The 17,899-nt window shown below is 69.4% G+C and carries 3 protein-coding genes; all 3 read right to left on the bottom strand.

Features of this window, described 5'->3' with window-relative positions; genetic code table 11:
- Window positions 1-53: 53 nt before the first annotated feature.
- The 3 genes from ACFWF1_RS31420 to ACFWF1_RS31410 all read right to left on the bottom strand — a co-directional run bounded on the left by ACFWF1_RS31420 (window position 54) and on the right by ACFWF1_RS31410 (window position 17,881).
- A complete protein-coding gene (locus ACFWF1_RS31420; RefSeq protein WP_379322242.1) occupies window positions 54-13,856 on the bottom strand; it encodes an amino acid adenylation domain-containing protein in 13,803 nt (4,600 codons plus the stop codon).
- Between the two features lie 360 nt (window positions 13,857-14,216).
- Window positions 14,217-15,941 carry an apolipoprotein N-acyltransferase gene (gene lnt / locus ACFWF1_RS31415; protein WP_379292036.1) on the bottom strand — a complete coding sequence of 575 codons (1,725 nt, stop codon included), beginning with the start codon at window positions 15,939-15,941 and terminating at the stop codon, window positions 14,217-14,219.
- Between the two features lie 344 nt (window positions 15,942-16,285).
- Complete coding sequence (locus ACFWF1_RS31410) at window positions 16,286-17,881, bottom strand: amidohydrolase (protein ID WP_379292030.1); 1,596 nt, start codon at window positions 17,879-17,881, stop codon at window positions 16,286-16,288.
- Window positions 17,882-17,899 lie beyond the last annotated feature (18 nt).

Here is a 17,899-nt window from a genome sequence, read left to right as displayed (position 1 = left end):
CTCCCCCGCCTTCGCGGTCGGCCTGTCGGTGGACCCCTGCACGTCTCGCCCACTCACCTTTGCTTCTCCTTCTTTCTGATCCCGATGGCAGGCTTCTCGGATCGCGAGCCGTTCTTGGCCCGTTTCGGGTCTCCATTGACCGGGTGCGACCCGTTGGTCGACTGTCGTGCCGGCGTACCGTCCAGCTGCCTGCGCAGCACCGGGCCGATCGCGGCGAGCGATTCGGGTGCGGTCATCGCCGAGTGCCTGCACGGCAGTTCATGATCATGGATGGCGCCGGTGACGAACGGTTGCCACGCGGCCGCGCGGCGTTCCGGATCGGCCCGGTTGATCTCGTCCGCGGCGGCGGTGAAGAACAGCAGGTCGCCGTCGAAGACGCGGGGCCGGAAACTGTGCGCGAGCAGCGTGCCGTTCGTGTAGCCCGCGTAGAGCCGTTCGAGGTGCTCGACGGTGAGCGCCGCGAACGGCCCCGGCCGCGCGCGCAGCAGCTCCGCCGCGTCGCGCAGGTTCATGGCCGGATCGATCGGGGTGTCGAGCTGGTCGCTGCCGAATTCCTCGATGATCTCGGCCACGCTCGGGATCGCATGCTCGAGCCAGGCGTCGGAGAGCCGGTAGCTGTCCATCATCGACAGCAGCGCGACCTCGTCGCCCGCCTCCTGCAACCGCACCGCCACCTCGTGCGCGATCAGGCCGCCGAGCGACCAGCCGAGCAGGTGGTAGGGCCCGGTCGGCTGGATCGACTTGATATGCGCCACATACTGTCCCGCGGCCTCGGTGATCGAGGCGAAGCCGTCCTCGCCCGCGACGTGCGGCGCCTGCAGCCCGTACACCGGACGGTCCGGTGCGAGATGCGCGAGCAGACCGGAGTAGCACCAGGCCAGCCCGATCGCGGGATGGATGCAGAACAGCGGTGCCCCGGTGCCGTTCGGACGGATCGGCAGCACCGGACCCAATGCCGCCGCGATGCCCGCACCCGAGCCGTCGAGGCGAGCCGCGATGGCCGCCGGGGTCGCCTCGCCGAACATCAACTGCACCGGCAGGTCGAGACCGTTAGCCCGCACCTGCGCAACAACTTTCGTGGCCAGCAGCGAGTTGCCGCCGAGTTCGAAGAACCCGTCGTCGGCGCCCACCGATTCCATGCCGAGCACCGTGGCGAAGGCCGCGCACAGCGCCACCTCCGTCGGAGTGGACGGCGCACGATAACCCTCGGCGGACGCGAACACCGGTTCCGGCAACGCTTTTCGATCCAGCTTGCCGACCGGACTGAGCGGCACCCGGTCGAGCATCATGATCGATTGCGGCACCATGTAATTCGGCACCAGCTCGGCCACGTGCTCGGTGAGCTCGGCCGCGGACACCCCGTTGCGCGCCTTCACATACGACACCAGCGCGGTAGTCCCCGCGGGCGTGCGATGCCCGATGGTGGTGGAGAACTCCACCGCACCGTGCCGCGCGAGCGCCGCGTCGATCTCACCGAGTTCGATACGGAAGCCACGGATCTTGACCTGATGATCGGTCCGCCCGACGTATTCGATCTCACGTCCCGCGCCCGTACTGCGCCCCGCCGACAACGAACCCTGCCCGGACCACCAGCGCACCAGGTCGCCGGTCCGATACATCCGCTCCCCCGGCTTGCCATACGGATTCGCGACGAACCGCTGCGCCGTGAGACCCGGCCGATTCAGGTAACCGCGAGCCAACGCGGCACCGGACAGGTGCAATTCGCCCGTGACACCGACCGGTGCCGGGTGCAGGCGCATGTCCAGGATGGTCGCGCTGACGCCGCGGATCGGCCCGCCGATGGTGATCGGACCACCCGGCGTCAACGGCTGCCCGATCACCGTGACGATGGTCGTCTCGGTGGGCCCGTACACGTTGTACAGGTTGCGGTTCGGCGCCCATCGGGTGACCAGGTCCGGCGGCAGCGCCTCGCCGCCGACCAGCACGTGCCGCAACTCGGTGACCCCGGTCGGGTCGACCGTGCCGAGCGCCGAGGTGGTGATGAACGCGTGCGTGATCGCCTCGTCGATGAACACCCGCGCGAGGTCTTCGCCGCCGACCACACCGGGTGGCGTGATCACCAGGGTGGCCGCGCCGCCGAGTGCCAGCAGCAGGTCCAGCATCGCCGCGTCGAAGCTCGGGGTCGCGAAATGCAGGACGCGGCAACCGGGCCGGACGTCGAACCGCTGCGCCGTCTCGGCCGCGAAGTTGGACAGACCGCCGTGCGTGACCACCACGCCCTTCGGCGTGCCGGTCGAACCGGACGTGTAGATCACATACGCCGGGTTGTCCATCCGCAGCGGCGCGGTGCGTTCCGCGGCGGTGATCGGCGCGTCCGACGCGTCGAGCACGAGGCCGCGGAAGTGCGCGTCGTCCAGCACGATCCACTGCACGCCGGCGGGCAACTCGGCTCGATAGTCGCCGAGCGTGATGCCCAGCGCCGCACCGGAATCCGACAGCATGTGCTCGATCCGGTGCGCCGGATACAGCGGGTCGACGGGCACGAACGCGGCACCGGCCTTGGCCACCGCGAGCACCGTCGCCACCGATTCGACCGATCGCGGAATACCCAGCGCCACCAGTGTTTCCGGACCGACGCCCTGCCGGATCAGCACCCGCGCCAGCCGGTTCGTCCACCGGTCGAGCGCGTCGTAGCTGACCTGTGTGTCCTCGGTGCGCAACGCGACCGCCTTGCGATCGACGTTCGCCGCCGCCGCGAACACCTCGGGGAAGGTGACCGGCCGGTCCGCCTCCGCGCCGCGCACCGGGGCGAGCCCGGACCATTCGGCGGGATCGAGCAGCTCCAGATCACCCACGGCGGTAGTCGGATTCGCGGCAACGGCCGCGAGCAGCCGGACCAGTCGCTTGCCGAGCCGCAGCGCGGTCTGCTCGTCGAACAGGTCGCTTGCGTAGTTCACCGACAGCGTGATGCCCGCCGGATCCCGTTCCGGTGTCTGCGATTCGGTGAGCGTGAACTGCAGATCGAACTTGGCGATGCCGGTGTCGATATCGGCCGCCTCGATCCGCAGCTCGGGCAGGTCCAGCCCGCGCACCGGTTGGTTCTGCACCGAGAGCATCACCTGGAACATCGGGTGATGGGCTTGGGATCGTGCCGGATTCAGCACCTCGACGAGCCGCTCGAACGGCACGTCGGCGTGCGCGAACGCGTCGAGATCGGTGTCGCGGACGGTGTGCAGCAGATCGGTGAACCTGGCATCCGGATCGATCCGAGTGCGCAGCACCAGGGTGTTGACGAACATGCCGATCAACCGGTCCAGCGCGGGATGGCCGCGTCCGGCGATGGGCGTGCCGACGGTGATGTCGTCGGTCGCGCTCATCCGGTGCAGCAGTACCGCGAGCGCGGCGTGCAGCACCATGAACATGCTGACGTTGTTGCTGGTCGCGACCGTGCGCAGTTCCCGGTGGGTGAACGCGTCGACCGAGCATTCGACCAGCCCGCCCCGATACGACGGCATCGGTGGCCGCCGCCGGTCAGCGGGCACGGTGAGCAGCTCAGGACTGCCGTCGAGGGTGCGCCGCCAGTAGGCGAGCTGACGGCTCAGCACCGAGTCGGCGTCGTGCTCGGCGCCGAGCGTGTCCTGTTGCCACAGTGTGTAATCCGCGTACTGCACGGTGAGATCGGTCCACTGCGGCGTCTGTCCCGCGCAGGCCGCCCGGTAGGCGGTGGCCACGTCGAGCGCCATCGGCTCGAGCGACCAGCCGTCCATGGCGATGTGGTGCACCACCAAGACGAGGACGTGCTCGTCGGACACCTCGGCCGGATTCTGCACGCCGGTATCGCCGTAGGGCGAGACGGAGATCAGCGCGGCCCGGATCGGCACCATGCCCGCGAGGTCGAATCCCGGTGCGGCGAAGCGCCGTACGGCGTCGTCGACCTCGTCCGGGGTGACCGTCGCGACGAACAGCGTCAGCGCGGCGGCGGCCAGATCCAGGATCTGCTGGGCCGGTTCACCATTGGTCTCGGGGAACACGGTGCGCAGCGTCTCGTGCCTGGCCTGTACCGCGTGCAGCGCCATCACCAGCGCGTCGACGTCGAGCTTGCCGTTCATCCGGAGCACGACCGGCACGTTGTAGGCGCCCGCGGTCTGGTCTTCGCCGGATCCGTTGAACCGGTTGAGGAACCACAGCCGACGCTGCGCCGCCGACAGCGGAATCCGCTCCGGCCGGTGCCGCCGCGCCAACGCCGGGCGTGCGTCCGAGCCCGCGGGTCCCGAATCGAGCAGCGCGGCAAGCGCGGCCACCTTCGGCGCGGCGAACACGGTGCGGACTTCCAGCCGGATGTTCGTCGCCGCCGCCAGCCGGGCCACGAGTTGCGTTGCCAGCAGCGAGTTTCCGCCGATATCGAAGAAGCTGTCGTCGGCCCGCACCTCGTCGACGCCGACCAGGTCCGCCATCACCCTGGCGACCAGCAGCTCCGACTCGGTCTCCGGCGCCCGCGCCGCGACATCGGCGACGAGCTGCGGTTCGGGCAGCGCGGCGGTATCCAACTTGCCCACCGGCGTCAGCGGAATATGTTCCAGCACAGTGATACTCGTGGGAACCATGTGCGTCGGCAACTGCGCGCCCAGATGGGCGCGCACCGCCTCCACATCCACACCCGCGTGCTCGTCGGAAGCCTGCACAAAGGACACGATCCGATCCGCGCCCGCGATCTGCCGAACCTCGGTGTGCGCGAACCGCACTCCGGGATGCTCGCCGAGCGCGGCGGTGATCTCGCCGAGCTCGATGCGGAAGCCACGCACCTTCACCTGGTGATCGCTGCGGCCGAGGTAGCACAGCTCGCCCGCGCCGTTCCAGCGCACCACGTCGCCGGTGCGGTAGAGCCGGGCACCGGCCGGACCGTGCGGATCGGCCACGAAACGCAGTGCGGTGAGCCCGAATCGGTCGAAGTACCCGCGCGCCACGCCGTGCCCGCCGAGGTACAGATCGCCGGGCACGCCGACCGGCACCGGCCGCAGCCGCTCGTCCAGCACCAGCGCCCGCGCGCCGCGAACCAGCGTGCCGATGGTGACCGGCCGGTCGGCGGTCAGCGTCGCGATGGTCGCGACGACGGTCGTCTCGGTCGGCCCGTACCCGTTGAACATGGCCCGCCCGGGCGCCCAGCGCGCCACCAGATCGGGCCCGCAGGCCTCGCCGCCGACCATCAGCGCCCGCAGGTGCGGCAGCGGCCAGCGCTCGTGATCGATGGTCGACAGCGCGGCCGGCGTCAGGAAGGTGTGCGTGATCCGCTCCCGCTCCAGCAGCGCCGCCAGCTCGTCGCCGCCGTAGACCTCCGGCGGGCAGATCACCATGGCCGCACCGGAACCCACCGCGAGCAGCAGGTCCAGCATCGCCGCGTCGAAGCTCGGCGAGGAGAAGTGCAGCGTGCGCGACTCGCGGTCGACCCGCATGCGGTCGCGCAGCTCGTCGGCGAAGTTGGACAGTCCGGCGTGGGTGACCGCGACGCCCTTGGGTTTTCCGGTGGAGCCGGAGGTGTAGATCAGGTACGCGAGGTCGGACGCCTCGATGGTGCACAGCCGGTCGAGGTCGTCGACCAGTGCGTCGTCGTAGGTCGCCAGTTCGGTGCCGAAGTCGGGATCGTCCAGCAGCAGCCATTCGGTCGCCGGGCCGTCGACCGCGTGCAGCCGGTCGGCGTGCGCGGCGACGGTGACGCCGACCCAGCAGCCCGCGTCGGCGAGCATGTGCTGGATCCGGTCGGCCGGGTAGTTCGGGTCGACCGGCACGAACGCGGCGCCGGACTTGACCACGGCGAGCTGGGTGACGATGGATTCGACCGATCGGGTGAGCCCGAGCGCGACCCGGTCCCCGATCCCGATGTCGCGCGCGAGCAGCGCCCGCGCCAACCGGTTCGAGCGGCGATCCACCTCCGCGTAGGTCAGCGTGGTGCTGCCCGACTGCAGGGCGGTGCGCTGCGGATGCATGTGCGCGGTGGCGGTGAAGTACGCGGACAACGTGCACTGCGGCATCGTCGCCCCGCCGGTCGCCGGCGCGAACAGGCGTCGCTCGCGTTCGGTGCGAGCGTCGATGTCGCGCACCAGGACTCGTGGATCGGCGGTGACCGCCGCGAGCACCCGCAGGAACCGGTCGGCCAGCGTGTGGATCGTCGACTCGTCGAAAAGCTCGGCGGCATAGACGAATTCGAAGGCTTGACCGGGTTCGCCCGGTCCGGCGTCGCAGCCGATGTGGGCGACCCGCAGTTCCAGGTCGAACTTGGCCAGCGCGATGTCGAGTTCCTCGGCGCGCAAGGCGAGACCCGGCAACTCCAGCATCGGAACCGGACCGTCCTGCACGCTGAGCGCCACCTGGAACAGCGGATGGCGACCGGAACTCCTTGCGTCCCGGCCCAATTCCTCGACGATGCGCTCGAACGGTACGTCCGCGTGCGCCATCGCGGCCAGCTCGGTGTCCCGATCGGCGCGCAGCAGTCCCGCGAAGGTGCGGTCCGGATCGACATCGGAACGCAGCACCAGCGTGTTGACGAACATGCCGACCAGCTCGTCGAGCTTGGTGTCGGTGCGCCCCGCGACCGGGGTACCGATCACAATGTCGCGGCCGCCGGTGACCGAGCGCAGCAGCACCGCCAGCGCGGAGCGCAGCACCATGAACATGCTGACGCCCTGTTCCTTGCCGAGGTCGGCGAGGGCATGCTGCACCGGCTCGGGCACCGTGAATTTCACCGTGCCCGCCCGCTGCGTCGGTTCCGCGGGTCGCGGCCGGTCGTACGGCAGCGGGAGTTCGTCGGGCAGGTCGGCCAGCGCGGTCCGCCAGTACGCCAGCTGGTTGCCCGCGAGGCTGTCCTTGTCGTTCTCGTCGCCGAGGCAGGCGCGCTGCCACAGCCCGAAGTCCGCGTACTGCACCGGAAGTGGCGCCCACGCGGGTGCGGCGCCCTCGTGCCTCGCCACGTACGCGGCGGCCAGGTCCCTGGTCAGCGGGCCGAGCGACCAGCCGTCGGCGGCGATGTGGTGCACCACGATGCCGAGCAGGTAACGCTCGGAGCTGGTGCGCAGCAACGTAGTTCGCAGCGGCGTGGCCCGCACCAGGTCGAAGCCGGTGTGCGCGAGGGTGCGCAGGGCCGCCGCCGCGCCCGCGTCGTCGGTGTCGATCGGATCGATCGCCGGCAGCGCGCGGGCGGTCGGCAGCACCGATTGCTGGGCCCCGGCGCTGTCCTCCGGGAAAATCGTCCGCAACACCTCGTGCCGCTCGATGACGTCGGTGAGTGCCGCGCGCAGCGCCGCCACATCCAGATCACCGGAGATTCGGATAACGAAAGCGATGTTATATGCGCTCGATTCGGGAGAATATCGATTGAGGAACCACAGTCGCTGCTGCGGCAGCGACAATGGAATGCGTCCCGGACGCGTGGTCTGCACAGCCAGCGCCAACCGCTGCGTCCGGGGCGCTTCCGTCAGCCGCTCGGCGACACCCGCGACGGTGGGCGCCTCGAAGATCACCCGCACCGGCAGGTCGACTCCGAATTCCGCGTGCAGTGCCGCGGCGAGCCTGGTGGCCAGCAGCGAGTTGCCGCCGACGTCGAAGAAGCTGTCCTCCGCTCCGGCGACGGGACGGCCGAGAATGTCGCCGAACACGCCCGCGACCCGCAATTCCAGCTCGGTGCTCGGCGCGCGGGACGAACCGATGGCGGCGAAAACCGGTTCCGGGAACGCCTTTCGATCCAGCTTGCCCGCCGGAGTGACCGGCAGCTCGTCCAGCACGATGACCGACGCGGGCACCATGTACCCGGGCAGCCGCTGCCGCGCGGCCTCGACGATCGCCGCGGCCGCCACCGGCCTGTCCACCGTGACATACGACGCGAGCCTTGGTTGCCCCTGCTCGTCGGTGTGCACCACGGTGAGCGCGAAACTCACCCCGGGGTAGCCCCGCAGCACGTGGTCTACCTCGCGCAACTCGATCCGGAAGCCGCGGATCTTGATCTGATCGTCGGCCCGGCCGAGGAAGCGCAGCTGCCCTGCGTTCACCAACCCCGCCGGCTGCCGTCCCCCGCCCGATTCGACAACCACCAGATCGCCGGTGCGGTACATCCGCTCGCCGCGCCTGCCGTGCGGATTCGCCGGAAACCGTTGCGCGGTAAGGCCGAACCTGCCGTGATAGCCGCGCGCCAGCCCGGGTCCGGACAAATACAGCTCGCCCGGCGTCCCCGGCGGCACCGGGTGCAGCCGTCCGTCCAGCACGAACAACCGCATGCCGCGGATCGGCCTGCCCAGCGGCACCGGGCGGCCCGGCACCATCGGACCGGTCGCGGTGGCCGCGACGGTCGCCTCGGACGGCCCGTACATGTTGTGCATGCGGTGCTCGACCGACCAGGTCTCGACGAGCTCCTCCGAGCACGCCTCACCGCCGACGATGACCGCCTCGAGCTCGTCGAGCCCCTCGCTCGGCACGGTGGCCAGCGCGGCGGGGGTGACGAAGGCATGGGTGACCCGTTCGTCGCGTAAGAACGCGGCGAGCTCGGCGCCGCCGTACAGACCCGCGGGCGCGACGACGATGGTGGCGCCCGCCGCGAAGCCGAGCAGCAGCTCGAGCACCGACGCGTCGAAGCTCGGCGACGAGAAGTGCAGTGTCCGTGCCGAATCCGAGACGCCGAACAGATGCATCTGCTCGTGCGCGAGGGACGCGAGCCCGGCGTGGGTGATGACCACGGCCTTCGGCGTTCCGGTCGAGCCGGAGGTGTAGATGAGGTACGCCGGATGCACCGTGCACAGCGGCAGATGCCGGTCCACATCGGTGACGGGACCTGTTGAGTGGTCCACCAATTCGGCGGCGAGCTCGTCGGACCCGAGCACCAGCCAGTCGAGGTAGGTCTTGCGGTGCTTGCCGCGTGGCGCGGGCCATTCCGGCATGGCCGCAAGGCATTCCGCGTCGGTCAGGCCGAGCAGCGCGCCGGAGTCGTTGATCATGTGCGTGATCCGCTCGCCCGGGTAACCCGGATCGATCGGCACATAGGCGGCACCGGTTTTCGCGACGGCCCACACGGCGGTGATGGCGTCCAGTCCGCGCGGCAGCGCGATCGCGACCACTACCTCGGGGCCCGCGCCGTGCTCGATCAGCGCGCGGGCCAGCTTGTTCGACGTCTCGTCGAGCTCGCGGTAGGTGGTGTCGATGCCGAGGTAGCGCACCGCCACCGCGTCCGGCAGCCGCTCGGCGGTATCGGTGAGCAGCCGTGCCAAGGTGCTGAACGGCTCGGCGGGCGAGCCCGCGATCGGCACCAGGTTGGCCAGTTCGCGGCGGTCCAGGATGGTCAGGTCGCCGATCGGCAGGCTCGGTGCGGCGACCACCGCGTTGAGCACCGCGACGAATCGGCGGGCGAACGACTCGACCGTCGAGGCGTCGAAAATATCGGTGGCGTAGCCGAATTCGGCGGTCAGCGGCCCGTCGGAGATGTCGTCGTGCACCACCAGTTGCAGATCGAACTTGGCGATGTCGGAGACGATCGGCAGCACCTCGGCCCGCACGCCGGACAGTTCGACGCGCAGGTCCGGCGCGCGGTCGTAGGACAGCATCACCTGGAACAGCGGGTGCCTGGCGGCGGAGCGTTCCGGATTGACCACCTCGACCAGCCGCTCGAACGGCACGTCGGCGTTGGCGAACGCGTTGAGGTCGGTCTCGCGCACCACGTCGAGCATCCGGTCGAAGCCCGCGGCGGGGTCGACCTCGGTGCGCAGCACCAGGGTGTTGACGAACATGCCGACCAGCTCGTCCAGCGCCGGGTCGGAGCGGCCCGCGATGGGTGTGCCGATGGCGATGTCGGTGCTCGCGCACAGCCGCGACAGCAGGGTGGCCAGCGCGGCGTGCAGCACCATGAACATGCTCACGCCCCGGGTGGCCGCCAGTTCGCCTGCGGCACGGCGGATTTCGGGAGCGATGGCGAATTCGACCCGGGCGCCGGTGGTGGACCGGCGCAGCGGGCGCGGGCGGTCGAGCGGCAGGTCGAGCTGGTCGGGCAGCCCGGTCAGCGCCGAACGCCAGTGGGTCAGTTGGCCACTGAGCGCGCTGGCCGGATCGGATTCGTTGCCGAGCAGTTCGCGCTGCCACAGCGCGAAATCGGCGTACTGCACGGGCAGCGGTGTCCACTGCGGCGCGGCGCCGTCGGTTCGGGCCGATACCGCGGTCATCAGGTCCCTCGCCAGCGGTGCGATCGACCAGCCGTCACCGCAGATGTGGTGCAGCACAAGGAGAAACACCCAGCTGTCGGGTCCGGTGGTGTAGAGCGCGACCCGGATCGGGGCCTGGATGCGCAGATCGAAGCCGTATCCGGCGAATTCGGTGGCCAGCGCCGCGACGTCGGCACCGGTGGCATCGATCGGGTCGAGCGTCAGCGGGATCTCGGCGGCCGGGTGGATCAGCTGGCACGGCCCGTCGGCCGACTCCGGGAACGTGGTGCGCAGGCTCTCGTGCCGTTCGATCACGTCGACCAGTCCGGCGCGCAAGGCCTCGACGTCGAGCGGGCCGTCGATCCGAACCGCGAGGGGCATGTTGTAGGCGGCGGCATGTTCGGCGAATCGGTTGAGAATCCACAACCGCTGCTGGGCGAGCGACAGCGGAATCCGCTCCGGCCGTTCGCCCGCAACAAGTTTCGGCGAGGCGACATCGGTGGTGTGCGTGGCGAAGCACTGGGTGAGCGCGGCGATGGTGGACGCCTCGAACAGGTCGCGAATGGTCAGACCGGTGCCGAGGGCGGCATTGATCCTGGCCACCGCGCGGGCGGCGATCAGCGAATTGCCGCCGAGGTCGAAGAAGCTGTCCTCGACGCCGATGTCGTCGGTGCCCAGCACCTCGGCGAAGATGCCCGCGAGTACTCGCTCCACCTCGGTGCGCGGCTCGGCGGTCGATCTGTTGGCCGAGCGGGCACCCACCGCGGGCGCGGGCAGCGCCTTGCGGTCGATCTTGCCGTTGGCGCTGAGCGGCAGCTCGTCGAGCTCCATCAGCGCGGAGGGCACCATGTACGCGGGCAGGGTGCGCCGCAGTGCGGTCAGCAGTGCGGCCGTGTCGATCCGGGACGCCGGGTGCGGCGGGCCTGCGCTGGGCACGGCGGGCCGATACTCCTCGGCGTCGAGGGCGGCGACGACGTAGGCGACCAGTTCGTCACCGTTGCGGCCGGTGTGCGCCACACAGACCGCCCTGGCCACCCGCTCGTCGGACAGCAAGGCCGCCTCGATCTCGCCGAGCTCGATGCGCAGGCCGCGGATCTTGACCTGGAAGTCGCTGCGGCCCATGTATTCCAGCACGCCGGGGCGGCCGGTCGAGAGCTGCCAGCGGGCCAGGTCGCCGGTGCGGTACATCCGGACGCCGGGGCTGAACGGGTTGGCCACGAAGCGATCCGCGGTGAGCCGGGGCTGGCCGAGATAACCGCGGGCCAGCTGCACACCGGCCAGATACAGCTCACCCACCACACCGGGCGGCACCGGTCGCAGGCGCGAATCCAGCACGTAGGTCTGGGTATTCCAGACCGGCGAGCCGATCGGCACGCTCGCCGGATCGGCCGGGCACGGCCAGTAGGTGACGTCGACCGCGGCTTCGGTCGGGCCGTACAGGTTGTGCAGGGCAGGGTGATGCAACGCGGCGTGAAAGTCGCGAACCGTCGCGGCGGGCAGTGCTTCACCACTGCAGAACACCTGACGCAGCGCCGTGCAGCCGCGCACATCGGTGTCGGTGACGAAGACCGACAGCATCGATGGCACGAAATGCGCTGTGGTGATTTTCTTTTCGGTGATCAGCCGGGCGAGGTAGCCGGGATCCCGGTGTCCGTCGTGCTCGGCGACGACGAGCCGCGCGCCGATCTGCAAGGGCCAGAAGAACTCCCACACCGACACATCGAAGGTGGCCGGTGTCTTCTGCAGGACCGCGTCGGTCTGGTCGAGCGGATATTCGTGCTGCATCCAGCGCAGCCGGTTGACGATCGCGGCGTGGGTGACGCCGACACCCTTCGGCTTTCCGGTCGAACCGGAGGTGAAGATGACGTAGGCGAGGTGACCCGGGCGCAGCGCGGCCGTGCGGTCGGCGTCGGTGATCGGGCTGCTGTCGAAGCCGGACAGGTCGACGGTGTCGAGGTCGAGCCGGTCCACCGGCAGGGTGAGCTCGTCGCGCTCGGCTGTCAGCACGCAGACCGGTGCCGCCTGAGCCACGATCTGTTCGATGCGCTCGGCCGGATGCTCGGGATCCAACGGCAGGTAGGCCGCGCCCGTCTTGACGATCGCGTAGATGCCGACGACGAGTTCGAGGCTGCGGCGCAGGCACAGCGCGACGACCCGCTCGGGACCCGCGCCCTGCGCTATGAGCAATCGGGCGAGCCGGTTGGCGCGGTCGTCGAGCTCGGCATACGTAAGTGCCTCGTCGCCGAATTCGAGCGCGACGGTCTCGGGGCAGCTCGCGGCACGCTCGGCGAACAGACTCGCGAGGGTGCCGGTGTGCGGCGGGGTCTCGGTGGCGTTCCAGTCGTGCAGGACCCGGTCGCGTTCGGTCGCCGTGATCGCGGTGAGCGACTCGGCGAGGGTGTCCGGTGCGGCGGTGAGGAAGCGGGTGAGGAAATCGAGGTAGCGGTCGTGGTGGGTGCTCACCTCGGTCTCGCTGTAGAGCCGCGGGTTGGCCTCGAAGTCGACGTGGATCCGATTGCCGACGCCGTTGTACAGGTTGACCGACAGGTCCTCGACGGGTCCGGTGGCCAGCACGTTCAGCGAGCCGACCAGATTGCCGAACTTCAGCTCGTCGTGGAACAGCATGATGTTGACCATCGGGCCGAAGAAGCCGCGCGCGTCACGGGAGTAGCCGCAGTCGCGGCGGATGTCGTCGTGCCGGTAGCGCTGATGGCGCAGCGCGCCGGTGATCTGCAACTCGGTGGCCTTCACCACCTCGGCGACGGTGGTGTCGGCGGTGAACCGCAGCCGGATCGGCACCACGTTGGACACCACGCCGGCCGAGCGGCGCAGCGAGACCGTGGTGCGCGCGGACACCGGCAGGCTCAGCACCACATCCGAATTGCCGGTCACCGACCGCACATACGCGCCGAGCGCCGCGACGAACAGCGCGGAGTTGGCGGTGCCGAAGGCGGTGACCGCCGCGTCCATCGCGGACTGGGCGCGGTCGTCGAGCACGGCGGTGGCGGTGCGCCGGCCGCCGTCGTGGCTGGCCGCGGTGACGGTGGCACCGCTCAGGCTCATCGGCTCGCCCGCGCCGGCCAGTTGCTCGAGCCAGTAGTCGCGGTCCGCGCGGAACCGGCTGGTGTCGCGATAGCGCACCTCGTCGGCGTAGATCTCGGCCAGCGGGGTCGCTCTGGACACCACCGGCTCGGTCTGGTTGTCCAGCGCGGTGTAGATCTCCGCGGTGCGGGTGAGCGCGTTCATCGCGCCGTAGCCGTCGATCACGATGTGGTGCGCACGGGCGTACCAGATGTAGTCCGAATCACCGGTCCGCAGTACGACATTCGTACTGAGCGGATCGCGTTCGAGATCGATCGGCGAGCCGGCGTGCTCGTTCATCCAGCGCAGCGCCGCGGCGTGCGGGTCGGGCTCGGCGCGCAGATCGACCCGCGCCCAACCCGGCCGGCGCGTGGAATCGACCACCTGATGCGGGATTCCGTCGATTTCCCGCAGCCGCACCTGACCGACCTGGGCTTCGGCGCCGAAGCGCTCGATCGCGTAGAGCAGCCGGCCGACATCGAGGTCGCCCCGGATCTCCACATACTGGGCGATCGTCAATGGCACGTCCGGACGAATCCGCTGCGCGTACCAGAGAGCCGTTTGGGCCGGCGACAAGACGAATGGTTGTGCCGAGGATTCGCCCGATGAACATTGGTCGACGCTGTCCGTGGCCAATGAACTCATCAATCACTCCGTTCTGCCGCTGTATGACGCAACTCTCTGAGCTACGTCCCACAGCAGGCACGCAAGGCCGACCGTGGAACGTGATCCACGCCCTATGATTCGGAGCGTCTGATCGGCCGGATTGCCAACGTGGCGGATTTGTTTCACATCGCACGCTAGCTACGGCGGTGCCGATTGGCTAGCAAACATTTAGCTAACTACCCAAACCGCCCAGATGGCACAGCGGAAGTGCCAGGATATTTATGCGCTGACAAGCACTTACGGCCGCCCGATCGCACTCTTGCGAACGATTCGTTACATGACGAGTCACTCACAGCAACCACAGAAAAAACCGGGAGTCAGGTTATCTCCCCGAGACCTTCAGCCGAGGATTTCGGCTTTAAGTACCTTCCGGTCGGTCTCGTTTGCGGCTCGTGACGACCTTCTCCGGAGCACCGCGGCGATCATGGCAAGGACGGTCAGTGCGACAAAAACCCGTTCTGGCGCGGGCCCCACATGGGTTGCTACAGTGTTGCTAGTGCGTAGCGGGAGGTCGGCTACCAACGCGGCGGGCACGAACTGCGGACTTTCTTGCCGCACACTGCCATCCGCGCCGATGATCGCGCTGACCCCGGAGGTCGCCGCGACGACAAGGGCGCGACCGTGCTCGACCGCCCTGATCCGCGACATGGCCAGCTGCTGGTAGGTCATCTCGCTATCCCCGAAGGTCGCGTTGTTGGTCGGCACGGTGAGCAGCTGGGCGCCCGCGCGCATCGCGTCCTCGAAGGCGCGGTCGAAGGCGACCTCGTAGCAGGTCGCGACGCCGATCGGGATGCCGTCGGCGTGCACCACGCCGTCGCCGTGGCCGGGCACGAAATATCCGGCGCGGTCCGCGTATTCGGAGAACAGCCGGAAGAACGAGCGCATCGGCAGGTACTCGCCGAACGGCTGGATGATCTTCTTGTCGTGCCGCTCCCCCGGGCCCGCCGCGCCGTTCCACACGATCACCGAGTTGGTGGTGGTGCGATCGCTGTTCACCAGCACCGCGCCGACCAGGATCGGCGCGCCGATCTGCTCGGACGCCTCGGTGATCAGCGTGGCGGCGTCGGCATTGCGCAACGGGTCGATGTCGGACGAATTCTCCGGCCAGATCACCACATCCGGCTTCTTGACCTGACCCGCCTCGATCGCGCGGGCCAGTTCCTTGGTGCGGCGGACGTGATTGTCCAGTACAGCGCGGCGTTGGGCGTTGAAGTCGAGACCGAGGCGCGGCACGCTGCCCTGAATGGCGGCGACGGTGATGGTCCGGTCACCTTGAGCCGGATCGGGCAGGGTGGCGCCGAGGATCAGGCCGGCGATCGGCATGATGACCAAAGTTGCTGCGGCGGTGACCAATGCGATCCGCGGGGCGCGATGCTGATCGGCCGGACCGCGATGCTGGTCTGCCGGAGCGCGGTGCTGATCCGCAGGCGCGGGGTGCTGATCCGCAGGCGCGCGATCCGCTTCCTCCGTCGTGTAGTTCACGACATGGTCCTCGACGGATGCCTCTTCAAAAGCGGCTTCCCGATTCGATTCCTCGCGAACACCGTCCGAGTCGGACTGACCCGCCCGCATCGATCGCACGACCAGAACCAGTGCCGCAGCACCAGTTCCGGTGAGCGCCACCGCAAAGCTGACCAACGGTGCGCCGCCGATCGAAGCCAACGAGAGGAACCAGCCGTCAGCCTGCCCGAACGCCAAACGGCCCCACGGAAACCCGCCGAAAGGAAAACTGGACCGCACCCACTCGGCGGTCGCCCACGCCAAAGCCACCCACAGCGGCCAGCCCGGCAGCCTGCCCACCAGCCGCGCCATCAGCCCGAACAGCCCGATGTACACCGCGCACACCGTCGAAAGCGCCAGCCACGGCACCGGTCCGACGTAGATCCCCGTCCACGGCAACAACGGAACGAAGAACGCGAGCCCAGCCAGGAACCCATACCCGAACCCCCCACGCAGCCGCCCGCTCCCCCGCACGACCAACGTGAGGACCGTAATCCCCAGCGGCGCAAGAAACCACCACGGCCGCGGCGGAAAGCTACCGAACAACAACAGCCCAGCCACCATCGCCGCCACCGATCGCCACAACACCGGATACCGACTCAACGCCGCCGACAGTCCTTCACGCACCACGAGTGGTCGCCTTTCCTTGCGATAAGGCGGCGACGAGCGCCACGATTCCCCGATGTTGCGATGTCATGCCGAGCCACCGACGCGCCCACCGATTTCGACGGCCGCGCAGCGCGACTCGACGTTCCGACGCACCGACAAAGAGGTGCTCACCAGCGCTCGCGATGGTCCGCCCGCTACTCGTCGTAGCACCACCGATGGCAGCGGTTGTGGCGCTGCGGGATTCACTCGACTCGACAACGCTGCCCAGTGATCTGCGCTGCGGGAGATGAGCAGCGCGTTCACGCTTCATAGATAGTTGTTCCGCGGTGCACGGTGCGCAGGCAGGTGGGTAGCGGCGAATCCGGTGCCAGCGGGGGTAATCCGGGGACGCGGGATCTCGGGTCGGTGGACCAGCGTTGGACGGTGTCGGCGGCTGCGGCGACGATGAGTTCGTCGGCGGCCCATATCGCGTAGGAGGCGGGGGCGCCCGGGACCAGGGTGCCTGCGATGCCGTCGCGGACGCCGCCTGCGCGCCAGGCGCCTCGGGTGGCGGCGGCGAAAGCGGCTCGCGGGGAAAGGGAATGGCCGGGGGTGTGGTGGTTGGCGGCGGCGCGGACGGCGGACCAGGGGTCGAGTGGGGTGACGGGGGCGTCGGAGCCGATGGCCAAGGAGATACCCGCGGCCGCCATGGCGGCGAAGGGATTCAGGGTGGCGGCGCGGTCGGTGCCGAGGCGGGCGGCGTACATGCCGTCGGTGCCGCCCCAGGCCGCATCGAATCCTGGTTGCACGCTGGCGATTACGCCCCACGAGGCGAGCTTGGCGATCTGGTCGGCGTCGAGGAGTTCAGCGTGCTCCACGCGGTGGCCGAGGGCGGCGACGGCCGGGCCGCCGAATTCGGTGACGACGCGGTCGAATCCGGTGATGATGGCGTCCATGGCGGCGTCGCCGATCACGTGGAAGCCGGCCTGGATCCCGGCTTCGGTGCAGGCGCGGACGTGGGCGGTGATGGTGTCGGCGTCGAGGTAGGCGCGGCCGGTGCCCGGGTCGTCGGTGTAGCGGTCGCGCAGCCAGGCGGTGTGTGAGCCGATGGAACCGTCGACGAACAGGTCGCCGCCGAGGGCGTGTACGCCGAGTTCGTCGACCAGTGCGCGGGCTTCGTCCGCGCTGCTGACCGCTTCGCCCCAGTACGCACGCACCTCGACGCCGTGCCGGAAGTCGAGCAGTTCGCGAATGTCGGTGCGGCCGGAGATTTCCGGGCCCGCGCATTCGTGCACCGCGACGACGCCGTGCGCGGCCGCGTGATCCAGAGCGGCTGTTCTGGCTCGATCTCGTTGTGCCCGATCCAGTTCCGCGAGCACGGCGGTCCGCACCAGATGATGCGCGGTGGCTCGCACCGGCTCGCCGCGGGTGAAGCCGTCGGCGGCGGTCACCTGGGGCAGCGCGTCGAGCAGCGCCGACGACACCGCGGCCGAGTGCGCGTCCACCCTGGACAGATACACGTGCCGGGCACCCGCGGCCTTGTCGATCTCCTCGACCGTGGGCGGGCGGCCCTCCGGCCAGGTGGTCTCGTCCCAGCCATCGCCGAGGATCGCCCCCTCGGGATGTGCCGCGGCGAAATCACCGAGCAGCGTCAGGCACTGTTCGAGTGATCGAGCCACCGACAGATCGAGGCCGGTGAGCTTGAGTCCCAGCGCAGTGACGTGCACGTGCGGGTCGACGAAGGCGGGCGCCACGAACGCGCCGTCCAGATCGATGACCTCCGCATCCGGATGCAACGCTCGCCCCGGCTGTTCGGCGCCCAGCCACACCACGGTCCCGTCGGTCACCGCCATCGCTGTCGCGTCGGGGGAACTGGAACTGTAGAAGCGACCGCCGATCAGCAACTGGGTTCTCACGAGGCACCAGTCTGCCGT

This window comes from Nocardia sp. NPDC060255 (assembly GCF_042727395.1).
GTDB lineage: Bacteria > Actinomycetota > Actinomycetes > Mycobacteriales > Mycobacteriaceae > Nocardia.
The sequence above is the reverse complement of the archived record's forward strand: the minus strand, read 5'-3'. Positions and strand labels throughout refer to the sequence as shown.

Coding starts and splice junctions, on each gene's coding strand:
- lnt (WP_379292036.1), bottom strand. CDS start 15,941: ATGGTGGCTGGGCTGTTGTTGTTCGGTAGCTTTCCGCCGCGGCCGTGG.
- ACFWF1_RS31420 (WP_379322242.1), bottom strand. CDS start 13,856: ATGAGTTCATTGGCCACGGACAGCGTCGACCAATGTTCATCGGGCGAA.